The following is a 20112-nucleotide window of genomic DNA, read 5'->3' on the forward strand; positions in this document are numbered from 1 at the left end:
ATGGCCAAAAGGGTTACCGCTCGTCGGACACAGCTGCTCACGACCTATGGCGTGGGAAGTCTTTTCCCGGCCGAGAATTCAAGCTACTTGATTGCCGGGCTACACCAATGGGACGACCGGTATCTCCCGCTTGTCACTGAGCCTCGATTGTCACGTCAGCTCGGTGTAAGCGAGTTGAAATCGCCGCCAGCTACCCCAGAAGGCCGAACAAAGCCAGGAGTGCCAGTAACACTGTTTCCTCGGGTTCTCCAGTGCCCGGAGTGCGGTGTGCTGGGACAAATGTCTCAATTGCGTGGGTTTGGAACGGATCAACCCCAGTGTGGCATTTGTGATCAACGTGCCCTGCTTATCCCCTCACGATTCATATCGGCGTGCAAAGCTGGCCATCTGTCTGACTTTCCCTACTATGAATGGGTTCACGATGGCGAGTACCCTCCTGTTAACTGGAAAACTGCACAGTATCCTGTCGGTGAGCCGCGAAAAGCAGACCCTGCCGCACATGTAATGAGACTGCGATCACGCGGGCGTACTTCGGCCTTGGCCGACCTTGTCGTTGAATGCAGCTGCGGCAGACAGCGCTCGCTCGATAAAGCGTTCAATAAGAAGGCGACGAAAGCATTCCGTTGTCCAGGTGAACGGCCTTGGCTCGGCTTTGAATACACTGAAGGCAAATGTGGAGAAGACCGCACCACTGTCCAACGTGGTGCATCCAACGTGTGGTTTGCAGTGTCGGCGTCTGCTATATCCATACCACCGTACTCTGGTAAAGCTGCCAATATTATCAACAGGCGTTTTAGGGCATTGCAAAGCTTGTCGAAGGACAAGCTGATTGCTGCGTCAGAAAATGGCAAGGACGAAATTCTTCAGTTCGTTCTCGACGACGAACAGTCTTCGCTCGACGTTGGAACATTCGCACGACAAGTCCTCGAAACGGTCTATCCAGAGTCGCGTCAAGCAGTGACTGACGAAGAGTTCCGTTTTCAAGAATTCCAAGCGCTGATGGATGGTTCCGAGGAGGAGCCAGAAAGCCAATTCACCTGTCGCCCGGAGACCGTGGGCGCAGAAATATCAACGTGGGTCAAAGCAGTTCGTCGAGTGTCGCGCCTTCGTGAAGTTCGCGCACTCAGCGGTTTTACGCGGATCATTGCATCCGAACAACAAACTGACGAAGGTGGAGCGCAACAGGCCCTGCTCCGACCTGACGACGACACCTCGTCGTGGCTGCCTGCGACAGAGCTTCTTGGGGAAGGCCTGTTCATTGCGCTGGATCGAAACCGGCTCGATGACTGGTCTAAGAACATCTTTGTGCGGAAACGACTTGAGATGCTGCAGCGAAATGCCGACCAGGCTGCTCGACGTAACGCTGGTCGAAACGGAACAGAATTCGCCCCGCGCCAGATCGACGCAATTTACGTCGCAATTCATACTCTTTCACATGTGCTAATCGACCAGTTGGCGCTTGAAGCTGGATACCCTGCATCATCTCTGAAAGAACGTCTATTTGTAGGTAGTGATATGGCAGGAATTCTTGTCTATACTGCTTCTGCTGACTCAGCGGGGAGCCTTGGCGGAGTTGCATCGATGGCGGACTCAGCACGACTCGCTGCGGCTATGTCCGAAGCTGAAGACAGGCTTTCATGGTGTTCGGCTGACCCCGTTTGTCTGGAATCCACAGGTAGTGGTGTTGACGGGGCGAATCTGGCAGCATGCCACAATTGCGTGCTATTGCCCGAGACGAGCTGCGAAGCATTCAACGTTGGACTCGACAGGGGGCTGGTATTCGGGACTCCAGAGGACTTGGGTCAAGGACTGATCTCGTGGCTGAGGTCGAACCCGCAGCATTTCCCAAGAATCGACTTGGCGCATATTGATCCTGCCATCTCTCTCCCGGTCGCAGTAGCTGATACCGACTGGATGAAGCTGTGGCAAGAAACGAATAGGTTCAAGTTTGTAATTGAGTGTCTAGCTGAAGAAGACGCTGAGTTCCCTGATGTCGGAATCGAAGTGGGTCACGAACAGATTCCAGTCGATTACGCCTGGACATCGCAGCAGGTACTACTTGCTGAAACTCTCGAACCCGAAGACGCTCAATCTCTCGAGGACCAAGGATGGATTGTGCTGTTGCTCGATGGCGAAAGCGGTGATGATGAGGAATATATTGTTGACCAGCTGCTCTCTGAGTTGGGATAACCATGCATTTACGGACCACTTCGTAGCGCTGCACAGGTCAAAGGTTCGCGCGAATTTTTTTGCCCTCCAACCACAAATGTAAACGGGGATGTTGATGGTTCAATTTCGATGGACTGAGGATGAGATGATTCTTGCAGCTGATCTTGCGGATGATCGTGGTTGGAAGGGCCCAAACTCGGCTACTCCAGAAGTCGTGGAACTGTCGGAGATGCTCAAAAGGGCCAGGATCTATCCAGGGCAGGGCAGACCGGTGAATTTCCGTTCACCCAGCAGCGTCAGTCTCAAAGTTAACAACCTCATCGGTTCGCATCCGCATGCTCCCAAGAAGTCTCTGCGGACCTCCGCCGCAGAGGTGCCAATTGTTAAGTCATTTGTGGAAGATCGGGAACACATGAAGCAACGAGCAGCAGAAATCAGGGAGTGGATCAATCGCGGGTCACTCTAAAGGCAAGCAGGCGGACTAGCCAGATGTTTACGCAAGTCGACTGTTTTTGACGACAGTTTCCCACGCGAAGGTCGCCAGCCAATGAGACGACACATACTCGTCTGACACCGCGGCTTCGAGCCCAGGTGCCATCAGCGGATCGACTTGTGTGAGCATGCCTTTAGCTTGGGACATGAGCTCATCATGGCTGGTCTTCTCCGAGATCGTCTCCAGCTTCGGTGCCAACCGCATCACTGACGCTGCGACTGAGAGTCCCAAACCGTAGAGGTGGCTCTGTTGGCCGTCGGTCGGGTCGAGGACAATCACAGGTGTGAGCGCTGGTGACTCGGGAGACAGCTCCGAAAGGAAACTCGGCAGCCATGACGTGAGCTCATCCTCGGTGAGGATCTCAGCCATGAGGTCGGCCTCGCACAAGCCGGGGGAGAGGAAGTCGTGACCGCTGCGCTCCTGAGTGAAGTTCCACGCGACATCCTCGGCGAAGAAGCGACGAGCCGCTCCCGCGATGACGTCGACAACATCATGTCTGTCCGCAGCCCGTGCGCCGAGGAGGATTCGGCGCAGCCCAAACGCGGTATTCGAGTGCACTCCATGCCGTACCGGCGCGGCCACCTTCGGCAGCCACGTCGATGCAAGGTCGAAGACCGTATCCGCGAGCACTTGAGAGTTCGCGCCGAGTGCCCGCAACTCCGAAACCTTGCTGGCATTGAGGACCCGATTGAGCTCGACCGCCCAGGCCCAGCCATACGGCCGCTCCCACGAAGGATTCTCACGGAGGAAAGCCGCCTCGGCGAACATATTCTCCTCGCTCAGATGCGAAGACAGGACCTCGATTGCGCGTTCGCGCCAATCAGCATTCTGTGCCACCGCAGTTTCCAGCAGTGACGCCAGCAGGTAGTGCATGTGCACGCTCGAATGCCAGTCATAGGAGTTCGCGAACGCCGGGTGCTTCTCCACCGCGGGCACGATGTCGGCCAAACTCCGCGCCAGATGATGGGAGGCGAACGGATACTCGCGGGTGATGTTGCTCAGCGCCACCTCGGCGAAAGGGCGAACGTAATCGTCTATCTGCGGCATGGATCCTCATCGGCTCGGGGTCTTCCACTCTACTGGGACGATCGCCAGGCAAAGAGTCGAACCACTGCGGCTAAGCTTGAAAGGACCAAGACCAGCCCTGGTCGTGATGTGCAGGAAGGACAGGCGAGCAATGACGCCATCTCCCGAAGTCTTCGGCCCGACGGTCGACGATCACACCAGGTGCGTCCACTACGCCACCGAACTCGACATCATCGCCATCCGTTTCGCCTGCTGCGACCGCTACTATCCCTGCCACCTGTGCCATTCCGAGACTGCGGATCATCCCGCTCAGCAATGGCCACGCGAGAAGTTCGACCAGCCCGCGATCCTGTGCGGGAACTGCTGGACCGAACTGACGATCACTGCCTATAAAGCAGCCGACAACTGCCCCGAATGCCACGCACTCTTCAACCCCCGCTGTGCCGCCCACTCGGACTACTACTTCGGTTCCTGAGGTCACACCGATCACCCCTTCGGCCGGCGGTCGAAATGTGAGACTCTGAAGCCACTATGACTGAGTCGAACGCCTCCGCAGACCCCAACACCGCCTCTCTTCCCCTCACCTCGCCGACGACGAGCCAGATCCCCACCAGCCAGAACTTCCCCACCCGCACCGAGACCGACTCGATCGGCAGCCTCGAGATCCCCGACACCGCGTACTGGGGAGTGCACACGGCCCGTGCGAACGAGAACTTCCCCATCGCCCGCCGCCCCATCTCCGTCTATCCCGACTTCGTCCGCGCCTTCGCCTGCGTCAAACAGGCCGCAGCCCGGGCCAACGCCGAGATCGGAGCACTCGACGACCAGCGCGCGAACCTCATCGACGCCGCCTGCGAAGAGATCAAGGCAGGCAAACTCCACGACCAGTTCGCCGTCGGCGTCGTCCAGGGCGGGGCCGGCACCTCGACGAACATGAACGCCAACGAAGTCATCACCAACCGCGCCCTCGAGATCGCCGGCCGCTCCAAGGGCGACTACGCGTTCATCCACCCCAACGACCACACGAACCACAGCCAGTCGACGAACGACACCTACCGACCGCGATCAAGATCGCGCTGGCGTTCTCACTGCAGAACCTCCTCGGCGAACTCACGCTCCTCGCCGATGCCTTCGCCGCGAAGGGCCGCGAGTTCGCCCATATCGTCAAGGTCGGGCGCACCCAGCTGCAGGATGCGGTGCCGATGACGCTCGGTCAGGAGTTCAACGCCTTCGCCACGACCCTGCGCGAGGACGTCGAACGCCTCGAGGAAGCCGTCGCCCTCCTCGGCGAGGTGAACATGGGCGCCACGGCGATCGGCACCTCGATCAACGCCCCTGTCGGGTACAAGGAAGCGGTCGTCAAGCACCTGCGCGAGATCACCGGGCTCGACCTGAAAACGGCGGGCGACCTCGTCGAATCCACCTCCGACACAGGTGTCTTCATCACCTTCTCCGGTGCGCTCAAGCGCAGCGCGCTGAAGATGTCGAAGATCGCCAACGACCTGCGCCTGCTGTCCTCGGGGCCGCAGGCCGGCATCGGTGAGATCAAGCTGCCCGCCCGCCAGGCGGGATCGTCGATCATGCCCGGCAAGGTCAATCCCGTCATCCCCGAGGCGGTCTCCCAGGTCGCGTACTCCGTGGCCGGCGCCGACGTCACCGTGTCCATGGCCGTCGAAGGCGGACAGCTGCAGCTCAACGCCTTCGAGCCGATCATCGCCCACTCGCTGTTCCAGTCGATCACGTGGTTAGAGCGCGCGGCCCAGACTTTCCGCATCAACTGCGTCAACGGCATCACCGCCAACGAGGCGCATATCGAGGACACCGTCGACCGCTCGGTCACCGTCATCACCGCGTTGGCCCCGGTCATCGGCTATGTCGCCGCAGCAAAACTGGCGAAGGAAGCACTGGCGAAGAACGAACCGATCGCCGATCTCGTCGTTGAGCACGGGCTACTTGAACGGGACGAGCTCGGCGAGATCCTCCACCCCGAACGGCTGACCGGCATGCCCGCCGACGATTCCGTCGGCAACATCGCCACCGGCACCGAGGCGGTTCCCCGGGATGAGGTGACCACCGAGCTGCCGATCATCCCCGCCCCGGAGGGGTAAGCGGCTCGCGCAGGGCCGGCAGCTCCCTGTCCCGGATCAGGACTCGAGCGACCGCCAGGCGTCGTAGGAGCCGGCGAGCTCGGCGACCCGGTATCCGGCACGGCGCAGGGCGCTGGCGGTGATGCTGCTGCGGGTGCCGCTCTGGCAGTAGGTGACGATCCGGCCGTCGCTCGGCAGGCGGTCGAGTTCCCACAGGGCGCGGCCGCCGCTGAGTTGGGTCGCACCGGGGATGTGGCCGCCGGGGTGCTCGTTCTTCGAGCGGACATCGACGAGGCGGATGTCGGCTGCGTCTGCGAGGCTCGCCGGGTCGACCAGGTCGACCGGGTGCAGCTCCATTCCGGCCAGCGAGGTCACGTAGCCGGTGACCGTGTCGATGCCGACCCTGATGAGATGATCCCGGAACTCCGCCGCCTGCCCGGCGTCGTCGGCGAGGACGACGATCGGCGTCGACTCCGCAGCCGGGTGGAAGACCCAGGCGCCGAAGCTCGCGGCCTTTCCGGGTCCCGGGATGTGCAGGGCCCCGGCCGGGGTGCCGGCATGGACGTCTGCGGTCGGACGGGTGTCGATGAAGGCCGCCGAGCCGTCCTCGATCCTCTCCTGCAGACGACCGACGTCGAGTTCCTCGAGCTCGGCGAGCTCGCCGAGGAGTGACGGGCCCTCCCGGTTCTCGGTCTTCATCCTGGCGAAGTAGGCGTGGGCGTCGGGCTGCCCGGACAGCAGTTCGTCGACGAAGCCCTGCTCATCGCCGCTCTCGAGGAACGGCGACCACCAGGCGAAAGCGCGCTCGTAGCCGACGGTGGTCGTCGGAATGGCCCCCAGGGCTTTGCCGCAGGCGCTTCCCGCGCCGTGGGCGGGCAGGATCTGCACGTAGCCGGGGAGGGTGAGCAGGCGGTCGCGGAGGCTGGCGAAGAGGTCGCGGGCACCGGCGAAGCGGGTATCGGAGCCGCCGGCCGCCTCGTCGAGGAGGTCCGGGCGTCCGATGTCTCCGACGAAGACGAAGTCGCCGGTGAGCATGAACCCCGGTGCGTCGGCCTGGGCACCGTCGGTGACGAGGAACGACAGGTGCTCGGGAGTATGGCCGGGGGTGTGCGAGGCGCGCAGGGTGATGTTGCCGAGGGCGATCTCGTCGCCGTCGTGCAGGCGCACCGCGTCGTCGAAGCCTGCCCCGTAGGACCAGTCGGGTCCGCCTTCGTCGGAGACGTACATCGTCGCGCCGGTGGCGGCGGCGAGTTCGCGGGTGCCGGAGAGGTAGTCGGCGTGGATGTGGGTTTCGGTGACGGCGGTGATCGTCAGTCCATGGCGGTCGGCGAAGTCGCGGTAGACCGCTATGTCCCGGCGGGGATCGACGACGATCGCCTCCCCGCTGGCCTGGCAGGCTATGACGTAGCTGGCATGGGCGAGGTCGGTGTCGAAGATGCGTTCGAGGAGCATGGGAGTCTTCTTTCCGTGGTCGACGGGTGTTTGGTCTGCCGCCGGGTCAGCGGCCGAAGAGGCGGGAGAAGAAGCTGGGCTTGGCCGCTCGGGCCGCATCCTCTTCGGCCTGGGTGTGCTTGCCGTTGCACCACTGACCGGCCGGAACCGTGCTCTTCACCGACTGGATGTGTTGCCCGCATCCTGCCCACGTGGTTTTTCCGCACACTCGGCACGTCGCTGCTCGACACATAGCTGTCTCCTTCTTCGGCCATCGCGGGCCGGTTCGTCATCAATTCGATATACCCCCAGGGGTATACAGTAAATATACCCATGGGGGTATAGTTGATGTCAACATCGAGAACGTGAAAGGACGACGATGAGCGAACGCGACACGTCCCCGGCTGAGCCGGAGAACGCAGAGGGCGACCCGGGAGAGCGGATGCTCGCCGACCCTGCCGCGCAGAAGAAGGTCCTCAATCGACTGCGCCGGGCACAGGGGCAGCTCGGCGCGGTGATCACCGCTGTGGAGGACGGAAGCCACTGTCGAGACGTCATCCACCAGCTCTCGGCGGTGTCGAAGGCACTCGACCGGGCGGGATTCCTCATCATCTCGACGGCACTGCGGGAGTGCCTCGAGGATGACGAGGACGAAGTGCGCACCGACGAGCTCGAGAAGCTCTTCCTCTCCATGGCCTGACGGAGTGGGCCGGACGGGCATCCCCGCGAAAGGGTCAACGCCGCCGTTGGCGAGATTCGACGAGTTCCACGTAGGCGAGGTGCTGATCGGCCGAATAGCAGACGATCTTCCCCTTGTGGTTCTTGGTCTTCCGCAGAATTCCAGCATCGGCGAGTTCGACGAGTGCTCGATGAGCCGCCGCACGAGTCACCCCATGCCCAGCAGATACCGAATCGATGGTCACGACCGGTTCCTGGGCGAGCCTTTCGAGGACTTTGAGGATGACGGAGCCGGCACGCGGTTGGGCAGGCGTTTTTCCGATCGAGCGTCGATACTCGACGAGGTCCGACCGGATCGTCTGGTCCAATGCGTCGATGTCCTCGCCGAGTAGGACGGCGGACGATGCGGCTTGCTCGACCGCCTCGGCGAAAGAGGCTGTCCACCCATCGAGGTCAGGGGGGTCGCGGCGGAACGCAGTCAGCCCTCCGATGTAGGCCTTGGTCTCCGCGGCGAATACGGTGCTGATGGGGACCAGCACACTGCGCAGCACTCCCGCTCTCTTGAGGACTGTGTGCACAAGGGCTCGGCCGGTGCGGCCGTTGCCGTCGATGAATGGATGAATCGTCTCGAACTGGGCGTGGGCGATCGCGGCTCGGATGACGGGATTCCCATCGGTGCGAGAAATGAATTCGGCGAGATTCGCGATCAGACGAGGCACTTCGGTCGGCGGGGGAGGGATGAAGTCTGCGCGCAGCGGACTATTTCCGGGACCTCCGACCCAATTCTGTTCTGTCCTCAGCCCGGCTTCGAGTCGAGGTTCGATCGAATGCTGCAGATCCTCGATGTCGGAGGTCGTGACGGGCCTGTCGGGTTCTGAGAGCTCATCGACGGACTTCTCCGTGGCCCGGACATTGGCGATGACATCGAGCGCAACACGATCGCCGTGCCTGAGATATTCAGCGATTGCCAGCTTCTTCGGGCTGAGTCTGTTTCCCTCGATCCATGACGAGGAGATGCTTTCGGAACGGATGAGCAGATGGTTGAGATAGAGGCTGTCGGATGCACGTACGCGTTCGTCCAGCCGGGCGAGAGCGACTGTGGCATCCTCTGCGATTGATGTCGTTGCCTCGCTCAGACGGGGCAGCGTGAGGGCGAGTTCGTCGGGGACAAAGGCTGAGTAGGCTCCGGATGCTCGATCTTTCCTGCTCAGCCCGGCCGGATTGGGCGGAGTCCAGTGCTGCTGGACTGTGTAGGGCATTGCACTGACCGCCTCTCCTCTTCAGGGCTACGCTCAACCCGAGCCGTAGAATATTTACTTTAAGGTGCCTAAAGTAAATATTCTACGCATCTGTGTGAGGTTAGATTCTGAACCCCTCGGACTTGATGGCGCGGCGACGCTTATGAAACATGCGATCAAGGACGGGAACTTCAACGTCGTGGAAGTCGTGAACGGTGACCTCATCGACGGTGAGATCGCCGCGCGTCACTCGGCCGAGGTTCTGGACGACTCGACCTTTGAATGAGATCGGCATCGTCAAGAAGAGAGTGTCTAGAACAGGGAGATCGAAGCCTTCGCCGGCGACTTTGTCGATCGCCACTAGGACGAAGCTGTCGCGCGAGCAGGCCGTATCTCTGAGCTTCTCGCGTTGACGTGCGCGTTCACCTGGTTTCAACTGTCCATGTAGCTGAAGGACCGGATGCTTCTTTGGAACCTTATTGCGTATCCCCTCAACGAGCGTGCGCAGATGGTCGATCCTGTTCGTGAGAACCAAAACGTGGCGTCCTTCGTTCGCTTCCGCAACGATCTTCGGAATGATCTGAGAGTTTCGGCCCTCGTCAGTCGCGAGTTCGGCGTAGAGATCGGGCATCGAGGGGCCGCCAGCACCCGGTTCTTCTGTTGTGAAATCAGTCTGATGGACGTGGAACGTGCGCTTAGGGGCTGCCGACTCTTGGTCAGCCTCTGGCTTCACATGTGGTTCTTCGGCTGTCTCAGTCTTCGCCATGTCGTATCGAACCGGCCCGCACTGCATCGTGATGAGCCCATTGAGCTGGTCTGCTCTATAGGGGGTTGCAGTCAGCCCCAGCCATCTGGGTGCATCCACTTGGTTGAGGGCAGCTTCCGCGGCCGGTGCGGCCACACCATGGCATTCGTCGACGATGATCTGTCCGTAGCGGTTGAGCAGAGTGGGGTCGGCGTTCCTGTGCGAGATCGAGCGCATCATGATGAGGTCGACGAAGCCCGTCGTCTTGCGCTTGCCGCCACCGAGCTGACCGATCTCTCCATCGTCGAGTGAGAGGAACTGGCACAGCCTCTCACGCCATTGGAGGAGAAGCTCGCGAGTCGGTACGATGACCGCTGTCGCTACACGACGTTCGGCGATCAGAGCGCATGCCATGACAGTCTTGCCTGTTCCCGGCGGCGCGACCAGAACACCCATATCGTGCCTGAGCATCTCTGCAACGGCTTTTTGTTGATCGGGCCGCAGGGTGCCGGTGAAGTAAGCTGCGATTCTATCCCGCTTGCGACGAGATGATCTCTTCCGGACGGTGTAACCAGCCATTTCCAGACGGGAACGAACATCGTCGAACAGTCCTCGCGGCATTCTCAGTTCTTCATCCGTCTCTTCGAAACGGACAACCACTCGAGGCTCTCCGAAGGTGCTCATTCGCATTGCTTGCTTGCGGTAGAACTCGGGGTTGGCCAGCGAGGACAGATGTTTGAGATCTGACAGAAGCACGCTGGGCATGTCCTCGATTGGGATGTGAAGTTGAGTGTCCCGGCGGAGAGTGATTTCTGCTCCTCCGACCTTCGGTTGCAAGGCCCGGATGTCCTCCCGCCGCGGTTTCATTCGCCACTTCGCATTCATAGTGTGGTTCGCGGCTGCTGCCGGGGTGTCATCGGGCCCGAGTCGGTCTGCAGACGAGTCTTCAGCGATCCTTTCGACCTCTGCGGGAGAGATGAGTCGTGTTCGATCCAGAGCGGCGAACTGGTCGTTGTATGGTTCCCAGGTCTGCGGATGTGCGAAGACCGTCGTGCCTTGGCCCCGCATGTCACCTTGCAGAGGCAACGCAATGAGGTTGCCGAATGAGCCGCGCCCCGGCGAATTGACCGGCAATTTGTCCTGCGAAGGGAAGAGTCGGTCGTAGCTGGAGAATGTGATTGAAGTGTCTTTGTCCATTGCGCGACGCAAAAGAGACATTCCGGCCCGTCGCGCAATCGCCGCAGGCACGGCTGACTCGAAGAACAGCCAGATGTGTGCTCCGCTGCCGGAGCTGGTGATCTCGGCTAGGGCATCGATCCCTGCCGCGGTGCATTCGTCTGAGAAAGCGGCTGCAGCTGAACGCCAGTCATCGTTGTCGAAGTCGCAGGCAAGCAGGCGGCAAGTGTCGTCTTTCCGCAGGGGGTAAAGGCCGATGTGGAGAGGTTTGCGAGTGTCATCAGGCTTCGCGTTGCGTACTCCGGAGAGGTGACGCGCAACGAGCTGCTTGGTCAGCGGCTCATAGTCCTCAGGTCGGACCTTCTTGGGGTCGTAGAATCCCGATCGAGTGGCTGGGCTCCAGCCGCGTTTGCCTGTCTTGGCGCTCTCCCAGCGCCGGGCATACACGTCAGCGCGACCACAGAAGCGCGACATGAACAGCTCGAGCTTCGCATCCAGTGGTGACATATGTGTGATGGGTGCGTTCTCGACGCGGGCTGGCGCATCGTGTGGTTCTGGAGACTCCTGCCTAGTCGGACGCCGCTGCGCTTTCTGCCCAATGGCGTTGCTTCGCGTCGAGGTGGGATCGGAGACTGCGGTTTCGCAAAGCGCCGCAAGCTCGTTGCGCGCCCGAGTCAGCTCTGATTCCAGGTACTCGATGCGGTGGATCAGCTGCATACGACGGTCGTCGTCGGTGGTGGGCCCGCCCATGGTCATCAGTGTAGAAGGTGCGCAGAAAGGTGCACAGCGGTGAAAGGTATGTAGATGAGTGAGGCGGTTGCGTCGCAGACTGCTTCTTCGGTCTTGTCTGCGAGGTAGGGCCGGTAGAAAGTCAGACTTTTTGTTGAGGGCGAGTTTTCGACTGAGACGCGATACAGTTCGAACAGAGAAACTATGAATGACGTGAGTTTTGGAGAGAACGTGGATTTTGATGAACGCCTGTGGGCGCTGGCTTCCAAAGTGGGGAATCAGCGTGAGGCCATTCAGACTGAAGAGGCGACGAAGAACGCTTTCATCATGCCTTTCATTTCGACGATCTTGGGTTATGACATCTTCAACCCGCTCGAGGTGGTGCCAGAGTTCTCGGCTGACGTCGGGGTTAAGAAGAACGAGAAAGTGGATTACGCCATCATGCGTGATGGGGAAGTTCAAATTCTCATTGAGTGCAAGAAGTCGACCGAGCCGTTGAAGATCGAACATGCTTCCCAGCTGTTTCGATACTTCTCAGTCACGAACGCGCGAATTGCAGTGTTGACCAATGGTGAGGTGTACAACTTCTACACTGACCTGGATGCTCCGAACAAGATGGATGACAAGCCGTTCTTGGTCTTGGACCTCAATGATGTTGACGAGACTCTCCTCCCAGAGTTGAGGAAGCTGACGAAAGAGGTATTCGACCTCGATTCCGTTATCAGTGCAGCGGAAGAGCTGAAGTATGTTGGAGCGATCAAACGCGAAATTGCGTCTCAGTTCAAAGATCCTGACGAGGCGTTCGTACGACTTTTCACCAGTCGCGTCTATGAGGGCAGATTCACTCAAGATGCAAAGGCACAATTCACTCAGCTCGTGGCGAAAGCAACCAGGCAGTTCCTCAATGAAAAAGTCAACGATCGGCTGAAGACGGCGTTGGGAGCATCGGATTCAGTGCCGCCCACGGAGGCCGCGCCGGCTGATTCCGTGACCAGCGAACCTGTTGCTGAGTCAGATCTCGACCGGGACACGGAAATAGAGACGACGTTGGAAGAACTCGAGGGCTACCAGATCGTCAAGGCGATCAGCTGCAGTGAGGTGAAGCCCGAGAGAGTGGCTCAGCGTGATGCGAAATCGTACTTTGCCGTGCTTCTGGACGACAATAATCGCAAGCCGATCGCTCGCCTTCACTTCAACGGCAAGAAACAGAAATACTTGGGAACCTTTGACGCAGACAAGGTCGAAACCCGCCATCCGATCAATGGGTTGGAGGAGATCTACCTTCACGCGGAGACGATTCGGGGGACCGTGAATCACTATATGGACTAAGAGCCAGCGAGGCGAGAATATTTACTTTAGACCCCCTAAAGTAAATATTCTCGCCGCATCTATGAGCTTAGATGCGGAATCGGCACCTACCCCTCGAACAGCCCCTTGATGTCCGCGGCGGTCACGGCCTGGCTGAAGGCCTGACCGCCGGGGCCACGACCCTGGTAGGTGCCGGAATCGGACATGAGGTCGTCGAAGAGTTCGGCTTTGCGCTTCTGCAGGGCGAGCACCTTCTCCTCGATCGTGCCCTCGGCGACGTAGCGGTAGACCATGACGCTCTTCGTCTGCCCGATCCGGTGCGCCCGGTCGATCGCCTGATTCTCCGAGGCGGGATTCCACCACGGATCCATGAGGAAGACGTAGTCCGCCTCGGTGAGGTTGAGACCGAACCCGCCGGCCTTGAAGCTGATGAGGAACACCGGCGCCTCACCCGATCGAAACGCATCGACGACCGCCCCGCGATTGCGTGTCGACCCGTCGAGGACGACATAGGGAATCCCGCGAGCGTCGAGGTCCGCGGCGACATTGGTCAGGAACGACGTGAACTGGCTGAACACGATCGACCGGTGGCCCTCGGCGATGACATCGTCGAGCCGTTCCCGGAGCGCGGCCAACTTCGACGAGGGCACCTCAGCGTGTTCGGCATCGACGATGGACGGATCGAGCGCGAGCATCCGCAGCAGGGTCAGCGACCGGAAGACGATGAACCGCTGCTTGTCGTATTCGCTGTCGATGAAGCCGAGGATCTTCTTCCGCTCCTTCTGCAGAATCCGATCGTAGAGTCTCCGGTGCGCGGCATTGAGCTCGACCGAGATGACCTGCTCCTGCTTCTCCGGCAGGTCAGCGGCCACGAGATCCTTCGTCCGCCGCATCATGAACGGCCGGATCCGCCGTTGCAGGCGCTGCATCCGTCCCGGGTTCTCGCCGGATTCGATCGGTCGGACGTATTCCTCCTCGAACCGATGCGGTGACGGAAACAGTCCCGGTGATGTGATCGAGAACAGCGACCACACGTCCTTCAGCGAGTTCTCCAGCGGTGTTCCGGTCAGCGCGAGCCGGAACGGTGTGCGCACTTCCTTCGCCGCTAGGTGCGTCTGTGCGGTGGAGTTCTTCACGAACTGCGCCTCGTCGAGGATGAGGCCCGCCCACTCCATCCGCGAGATCGGGTCTTCCTCCAACCTCAACATGGCATACGACATGACGATGACATCGGCACCGCGAGCCACCTCGGCGAGGTCGACCCCGCGCGCCCGCGTCGACTCGGCCACGACCCGAACATCGAGGTCAGGGGTGAACGCGGTCGCCTCCTTCACCCAATTCGGCACCACTGAGGTGGGAGCGACGATGAGGAAGGGGGTGCTCGCCTTCGCGTGTGTGATGAGCGCGAGCGTCTGCAGGGTCTTGCCCAAGCCCATGTCGTCGGCGAGGATCCCGCCGAGGCGGCACCGGTAGAGCAGTGCCAACCATCGGAATCCCTGCACCTGATACGGGCGCAGGGTCGCACCGTTCAGGTCGGGCACCTCGGTGGCGGGCAGGTGTTCGAGGTCGGCCAGTGCGCGCACCGAGTCTCTCCAGGTCACGGCTGGTTCGGACTCGTCGGCGAGGTCCTCGAAATCCGACCACAGACCCACATGCATGCGGGAGATCTTCGGCGCTCCGGGCTCCCATTCGGGGATGAGGTCCGCCTCGGCGAGGAGGGCCTTGAGCTTGTCGAAGATCGGCTTGTTCAGCGACAGGAACGAATCGTCGGAGAGCTTGATCTTCTTCGTCCCGGCCGCCAGCGCCTTGTACAGCTTGACGAAGGGGACCGGGTGGCCGTCGATGCTGATCTGGAAGCCGAGGTCGAACCAGTCGTTCTTCTCCGACTCGACTGAGGTGATCTTCACGTTCGGCTCCCCGCCGAGCTCCCGGTACGGCTGCTTCTTCCCGCGCGTGATGACCTTGACGTGTTCGATCTCTTCGAGCCCGGGCAGGACGTTGACGACGAAATCCGCGGTGTCGGCGTCGTCGAGTTCGACGTCTCTGATGCTCGGCAGGGCGGAGCCGGTTTCGTGGGTGTCGGCGAGGAGTTTGTCGACCTCGGTGACGACGGCATCTTCGAAGTCGAGTTCGCGTTGCTCCGCGTATTCCCTCGCCGAGGCGGCGCTGAGCCTCAATCGGTCGATGACGGGGAAGGTGCGGCGGGGTCCCTGGTATTCCCAGTACCAGCGCAAGGAGAGTTTGTCGCCGGCGCCGAAGGCGGCGAAGACGACGAGGCGGGGGCGGCCATACTGCGGGAAGGCGACGGTGGCGTCGCTGCTGATGACCTCGGCGCTGGAGCGCAGCTGCGGGTAGTACTCCTCGAAGAACTCTTCGGCCTCGGCCGCGGGGATCGTGATCGGCCCGGGGGACTGGAGCACGGGCAGCGCGGATTCCTTCGTCGGGGTCTCCGCAGGGGCGAGGGTGACGGTGAAACCGCTGGTGACGTCGATGCCGAAGAAGCCGTGCGTCCAGATGGGTTTGATCAGTCCGGGGGCATATTCGCGTTCGTCGATCGTTGCCCGCGTCTGCACCTGCAGGCGGTTCTGGCTGCGACGGATGTCGATCGCGGCCTTCGCGCTGTGCCCGATGCGGATGGTCATGGCCGGATTGATGCCGACGAATTCGATGCCGAGCTTCTTCCCCTGCGTGAAGTGATCCCACAGCAGCGGAGTGCGGAAATCGCCGAGGTGGTACGGCGCCCCGTCGGGCGTGAAGTCGGTCTTCCCGCGGGTGCGCAGTCCCGCGAGTTGGGTGAACCATTCCTGGTGGGCCGGGTCGATGTCGAACTGCCGGGCCATGCGGTCGATGGTGCGCCAGGTCAGGGTCTTCTTCACCCAGTTGCCGGACTCGCTGAGCATGAGCGGGCGGATCGCGAGGCTCGGATTCGCGCCCGGGGTGACGTCGTCCTTGTCGAGGAGGACGGAGTGTTGAGCTTCGAACCATGTGCGGGGGATGACTTGGACGAGCTCGAATCCCAGCGCCACGGGCGTGTGTGAGTGCGGAGCCGCCTCGGCGAGTGGGGCGAAGGCATCACGCCAATCGGCGGGGATGGCGGTGGGGGGCGGTCGATTTTCGGGCACGGAGACATCCTCTCACCGCTCACCGTCGTCAGTCGTCGTCCGGTCGTCCTTCCCTTGGGCATCTTCGTCTGAGGCGTCCGCTCGTGAGCTGCGGTCGAAGAGGACGATGAAGGTCGCGACCGCGAGCACGAGTCCGGAGGCGACGACGGCGATCGGTCCGAAGCGGAAGGGCAGCACCTCGTGGAGGAGGCCGCGTACCGTCGACGTCGGATCCGCCAGCGTCGCAGCGGTGAAGATCGCGACGAGGACGGACACGCCGAGAGCCGCGAGGCGATTCCACCGGCCGTCGACGTGGTGGGACAGGAGCCGGCCGGCCTTGATGATCCGCCCGGTGCGCAGGATCCGCAGGGCACCGATGAGGCGGATGAGGCGGAAGAGCTGCACGGGTCCGAGGGCGAAGAGCACGCCGAGGATGATGAGGATGGTGAGGACGATGAGCCACAGGTGGCGGCGCAGCCACGCGACGCGGTCCTCGGAGACGATGAAGAGGATGAGCGTCTCGCCCACGAGCACGAGCCCGGAGAGGAGATTGACGATGCGGCCGGCGGCGCTCCACGGCTCCGAGAGGAAGGAGAGGAACACGGCGGGAATCGACACGAGTGCGGCGATGAGCACCGGCATGGCCAAACGGCTGCGCCAGCGGTCTTCGCGGGACGCAGGCGTCGGATGATCAGTCATGGCATTCCCAGGATACGGGCCTCGGTCGGTGTCAGGGGCGCGGAGTAGCCTGTGCCCTATGCATGAGAACAATGAGGTCGACACCGCTGTCGAGGTGGCTGCATCGACCGCACACAGCATCTGGGCCGACGTCACTTGGACCTACCACGGAGGTGCCCCCCGACGAGCGGAACATGTACCAGCTCATGCGGACCGACGAGGGCTGGAAGATCGCCGTGCTCACCCCGCTGGAGTACTGATGAACCCTGCGAGACGGGAGAGGGGGACACCGGTGTCGGACCGGGGTGCCCTCGAGTGCCAGCGTGAGCGGGCGGAGGACTTGGGTGCCCGGCTGCTGCTCGACCGCACCGACGATGACGACGAGCCGCTGTACGTCTTCGCCGATCCCTCCGGCCACCCGTTCTGCGTCTTCGTCGGATGAGCGTGGACGACTACACCGATGACGAGAAGTGGCTGATCGTCACAGCGCGGAGGTGGCGACGAACCGATCCGGGCCTGGAACCGCGCGTGGTCGAGGAGCTCAAGAGCCACCTCGGTGCGGCACGAAACGCTGTCGGGAAAGCGAAGAAGGCGGGTGCGGAGGACGATCTGGCCGAAGCCCGGCGGCGGGTGAACGCCGCGAAGATCGGGCTCGGCGAACGTGGCGACTACTGGTGGGAGATGGCGATAGAGGATCGGCGTGCGCGCGCGGAAGCGGCCCTGAGCGAACTGCGGTGAGTTCGCTCAGGGCCGCCGGAAGCGAGCGGGCGCTCCGCAGGGTTGTCCAGCGGATGCCCTGCAACGTTCAGTCCTGCGAGACCGCTGCGGCGAGATTGCCGAGTGAGGACTCGAGATCCTGTTCGCTGACGACGGGGAAGCTGATCTTCTTGAGCAGCTCCTTGTCGGTCACCGCACTCCAGTCGTAGGTGACAGAGACCTCGGTCGAGTGCCGACCCAGCGGCGTGAGTTCCCAGACCCACTCCCAGCCCGGAGGTTCTTCGCCTGCCGGCGCGGTCTTCCAGGCCAGCAGCTTGTTCTCCTCATAGCCGATGACGTGGTTGTCGGTCTTGTAGTCGCCGCCCATCTGATCCCACTGCATGTTCATGGTGAACTTCTGACCGGTCCTGGTGATGCGATCGCTCGTGTCATCGGAGACCACCATGCCCGAACCGTCGAGCTGCGCGTGACGCTCCGGATTGTTGAGGACGTCGAAGATGTCCTCGGGTGCCGCATCGATCGTTCTCGAAGCGCTGACTTTCGTATCGGTCATTGACTTCGCCTTTCGTTGACGGTCATCAGATCTCAGGGCTCCGGCACGGGAGACCGGTCCCCGGTTGCCACGCTATACCCTCTCCGGTGCGGCGGCTAGAGGGGTCGGCCGTGACGGATGCGCGGCCGGCAGGTCTCAATCCGGTGACGCCGAGGCGGAATTGACGGAGAGCTTCGAGCGCGCTGATAAAATGCTGGGAAGAACTGCAGTGACGATGCGCAGAGGCATCGTTCGACTCCGAAGGGAGGGTCCTCATGGGCTCCCTGTTGATCATGATCATCGGGCTGGCGATGCTCATCGCCGGCTATCTCCTCTACTCGAAGTTCCTCGGGCGCAAGATCTTCAAGCTCGACGACTCCTTCACCACTCCGTCGCACGAACTCCACGACGGGGTCGACTACGTGCCCACGAACAAATACATCCTGTGGGGCCACCATTTCACCTCGGTGGCCGGAGCCGCGCCCATCGTCGGCCCGGCGATCGCCGTCATCTGGGGCTGGCTGCCCGCCCTGCTGTGGGTGACATTGGGTACCGTCTTCTTCGCAGGCATGCACGACTTCGGGACGCTCTGGGCCTCCGAACGCAATAAGGGACGGTCGATCGGAGCCCTGTCGGCGCGCTATATCGGCAAGCGCGGGGCGAACCTCTTCCTCATCGTCATCTTCTTGCTGCTGCTCATGGTCATCGCGGCCTTCGCCGTGGTCATCAAGGACCTGCTCATCAGCACCCCGTCTGCCGTGATCCCGGCCTGGGGTGCGATCGGCGTGGCGCTCATCGTCGGTGTCTGCGTCTACCGTCTGCGGGTGCCGCTCATCCCCGTCACCATCGTCGGCGTCATCCTGCTCTACGGCCTCATCGTGCTCGGCAACTATGTTCCGGTCGCCCTGCCCGATGACTTCCTCGGCGTGGGACCGGCGACCTTCTGGATCGTCGTGCTCTTCGCCTACGGAGCGATCGCCTCGCTGCTTCCGGTGTGGGTCCTGCTGCAGCCGCGCGACTACATCAACGGCGTGCAGCTGTTCATCGGACTCATCCTCCTCTTCGGCTCCGTGCTCACGGCGACTCTGTTCTCGGCGACGAAGCCCGAGATCGTCGCCCCCGCCATCAACACCGCAGTGCCGGAGGGCACCCCGAGCATGGTGCCGCTGCTGTTCGTCACGATCGCCTGCGGTGCGATCTCCGGGTTCCACGGCATGGTCGCCTCGGGGACGAGTTCGAAGCAGCTGGACAAGGAGACCGACGCCCGTTTCGTCGGCTACTTCGGGGCTGTGGGCGAAGGGCTGCTCGCCCTCGGCACCGTGCTGGCCATCATCGGCGGCATCAAGTCCACCGCAGCGTGGCATGAGATCTACTCGGCCTTCGGCGAAGGCGGCGTCGGAGCCTTCGTCCAGGGCGGCGGCGCCCTCATGGAGCACGGCCTCGGCCTGCCGGCGTCGCTGTCGGCGACGGTGCTCGCGACCATGGCGGTGCTCTTCGCCGCGACGACGATGGACACCGGCATGCGTCTGCTGCGCTTCGTCATCCAAGAGGTCGGCGACGCCGTGAAGATCAAGATCACGAACGTCCCGGCCACGCTCCTCGTCGTCGTCATCGGCCTCGGCCTCACCTTCTCCCAGGGGCTCGGCGGAGAAGGGGGACTGCGGATCTGGCCGCTGTTCGGCACGACGAACCAGCTCATGGCATCCCTGTCGCTGTCGATCATCGCCGTCATCCTCATCCGCAAGCGGCGCAACCCGGCACCGGCCCTCGTCCCGCTCGTGTTCGTGTTCGTCATGTCGTTCTGGGCGGCCATCGAGCAGCTCGTCAGCTTCACCACGCCGGGAAATCAGGACTGGCTGCTCTTCGCCATCGACGTCGTCATCATCATCGCCAGCATCTGGGTGGCGATCGAAGCGATCCAGGCGATGCGGCGAGCATGGGCGGAACCGCCCGAGGACCCGGACGCCGACGAGAAGCTCGTCGCGACCCGAGAGAACGTCTGAG

At 61.9% G+C, this 20112-nt stretch carries 14 protein-coding genes and 1 pseudogene; 8 read left to right on the forward strand and 7 right to left on the reverse strand.

All coding sequences use genetic code 11. The annotated features are described in order from the left end of the window. Entirely contained in the window at positions 1-2190 is a 2190-nt protein-coding gene (gene drmB, locus CXR29_RS01165; RefSeq protein ID WP_127363630.1) for a DUF1998 domain-containing protein, read from the forward strand. Positions 2191-2662: 472 nt separating this feature from the next. On the opposite strand, the gene CXR29_RS01170 is transcribed toward drmB, so the two are convergent. Continuing rightward, complete coding sequence (locus CXR29_RS01170; RefSeq protein ID WP_127363631.1) at positions 2663-3709, reverse strand: DUF2891 family protein; 1047 nt, start codon at positions 3707-3709, stop codon at positions 2663-2665. A gap of 130 nt (positions 3710-3839) precedes the next feature. On the opposite strand from CXR29_RS01170, the gene CXR29_RS01175 reads away from it, so the two are divergent. Beyond that, positions 3840-4163, forward strand: coding sequence for a CHY zinc finger protein (locus CXR29_RS01175; protein WP_101596550.1), 324 nt, complete (start codon positions 3840-3842; stop codon positions 4161-4163). A 56-nt stretch (positions 4164-4219) separates the two neighbouring features. Beyond that, positions 4220-5796, forward strand: a pseudogene (locus CXR29_RS01180) (aspartate ammonia-lyase). A 36-nt stretch (positions 5797-5832) separates the two neighbouring features. Here CXR29_RS01180 and CXR29_RS01185 read toward each other — a convergent pair. After that, positions 5833-7227 carry an MBL fold metallo-hydrolase gene (locus CXR29_RS01185; protein ID WP_127363632.1) on the reverse strand — a complete coding sequence of 465 codons (1395 nt, stop codon included), beginning with the start codon at positions 7225-7227 and terminating at the stop codon, positions 5833-5835. A gap of 421 nt (positions 7228-7648) precedes the next feature. On the opposite strand from CXR29_RS01185, the gene CXR29_RS01195 reads away from it, so the two are divergent. Continuing rightward, the gene (locus CXR29_RS01195) at positions 7649-7906 is read left to right on the forward strand and encodes a metal-sensitive transcriptional regulator (protein WP_101596590.1); all 258 of its coding nucleotides are present in this window, start codon (positions 7649-7651) and stop codon (positions 7904-7906) included. A 34-nt stretch (positions 7907-7940) separates the two neighbouring features. Here the strand turns inward: CXR29_RS01195 and CXR29_RS01200 are convergent, their stop codons facing one another. Then, positions 7941-9143, reverse strand: a complete 1203-nt coding sequence (locus CXR29_RS01200) for a Fic family protein (RefSeq protein ID WP_127363634.1) — start codon at positions 9141-9143, stop codon at positions 7941-7943. Between the two features lie 100 nt (positions 9144-9243). Next, positions 9244-11793: a DEAD/DEAH box helicase gene (locus CXR29_RS01205; RefSeq protein ID WP_164742743.1), complete on the reverse strand. Its 2550-nt coding sequence runs from the start codon at positions 11791-11793 to the stop codon at positions 9244-9246. Between the two features lie 210 nt (positions 11794-12003). Here CXR29_RS01205 and CXR29_RS01210 point away from each other — a divergent pair, with 210 nt between their 5' ends. Further along, positions 12004-13101 carry a type I restriction endonuclease gene (locus CXR29_RS01210; protein ID WP_127363636.1) on the forward strand — a complete coding sequence of 366 codons (1098 nt, stop codon included), beginning with the start codon at positions 12004-12006 and terminating at the stop codon, positions 13099-13101. 86 nt (positions 13102-13187) lie between these two features. Here the strand turns inward: CXR29_RS01210 and CXR29_RS01215 are convergent, their stop codons facing one another. After that, positions 13188-16202, reverse strand: a complete 3015-nt coding sequence (locus CXR29_RS01215; protein WP_127363637.1) for a DEAD/DEAH box helicase — start codon at positions 16200-16202, stop codon at positions 13188-13190. A gap of 12 nt (positions 16203-16214) precedes the next feature. Then, positions 16215-16880, reverse strand: coding sequence for a hypothetical protein (locus tag CXR29_RS01220; protein WP_127363638.1), 666 nt, complete (start codon positions 16878-16880; stop codon positions 16215-16217). 238 nt (positions 16881-17118) lie between these two features. Between CXR29_RS01220 and CXR29_RS01225 the strand changes: the two genes are divergently transcribed. Then, complete coding sequence (locus tag CXR29_RS01225) at positions 17119-17301, forward strand: VOC family protein (RefSeq protein ID WP_206516244.1); 183 nt, start codon at positions 17119-17121, stop codon at positions 17299-17301. A gap of 2 nt (positions 17302-17303) precedes the next feature. After that, positions 17304-17597: a biopolymer transporter Tol gene (locus CXR29_RS01230; RefSeq protein ID WP_373270444.1), complete on the forward strand. Its 294-nt coding sequence runs from the start codon at positions 17304-17306 to the stop codon at positions 17595-17597. A gap of 67 nt (positions 17598-17664) precedes the next feature. Here the strand turns inward: CXR29_RS01230 and CXR29_RS01235 are convergent, their stop codons facing one another. Then, complete coding sequence (locus CXR29_RS01235) at positions 17665-18129, reverse strand: SRPBCC family protein (protein WP_101555809.1); 465 nt, start codon at positions 18127-18129, stop codon at positions 17665-17667. A 254-nt stretch (positions 18130-18383) separates the two neighbouring features. Between CXR29_RS01235 and CXR29_RS01240 the strand changes: the two genes are divergently transcribed. Then, on the forward strand, positions 18384-20111 hold the full coding sequence (locus tag CXR29_RS01240) for a carbon starvation CstA family protein (RefSeq protein ID WP_127363639.1): 1728 nt from the start codon (positions 18384-18386) through the stop codon (positions 20109-20111). The last annotated feature ends 1 nt before the right edge of the window (position 20112 follow it).

This window comes from Brevibacterium linens (assembly GCF_003999335.1).
GTDB lineage: Bacteria > Actinomycetota > Actinomycetes > Actinomycetales > Brevibacteriaceae > Brevibacterium > Brevibacterium linens.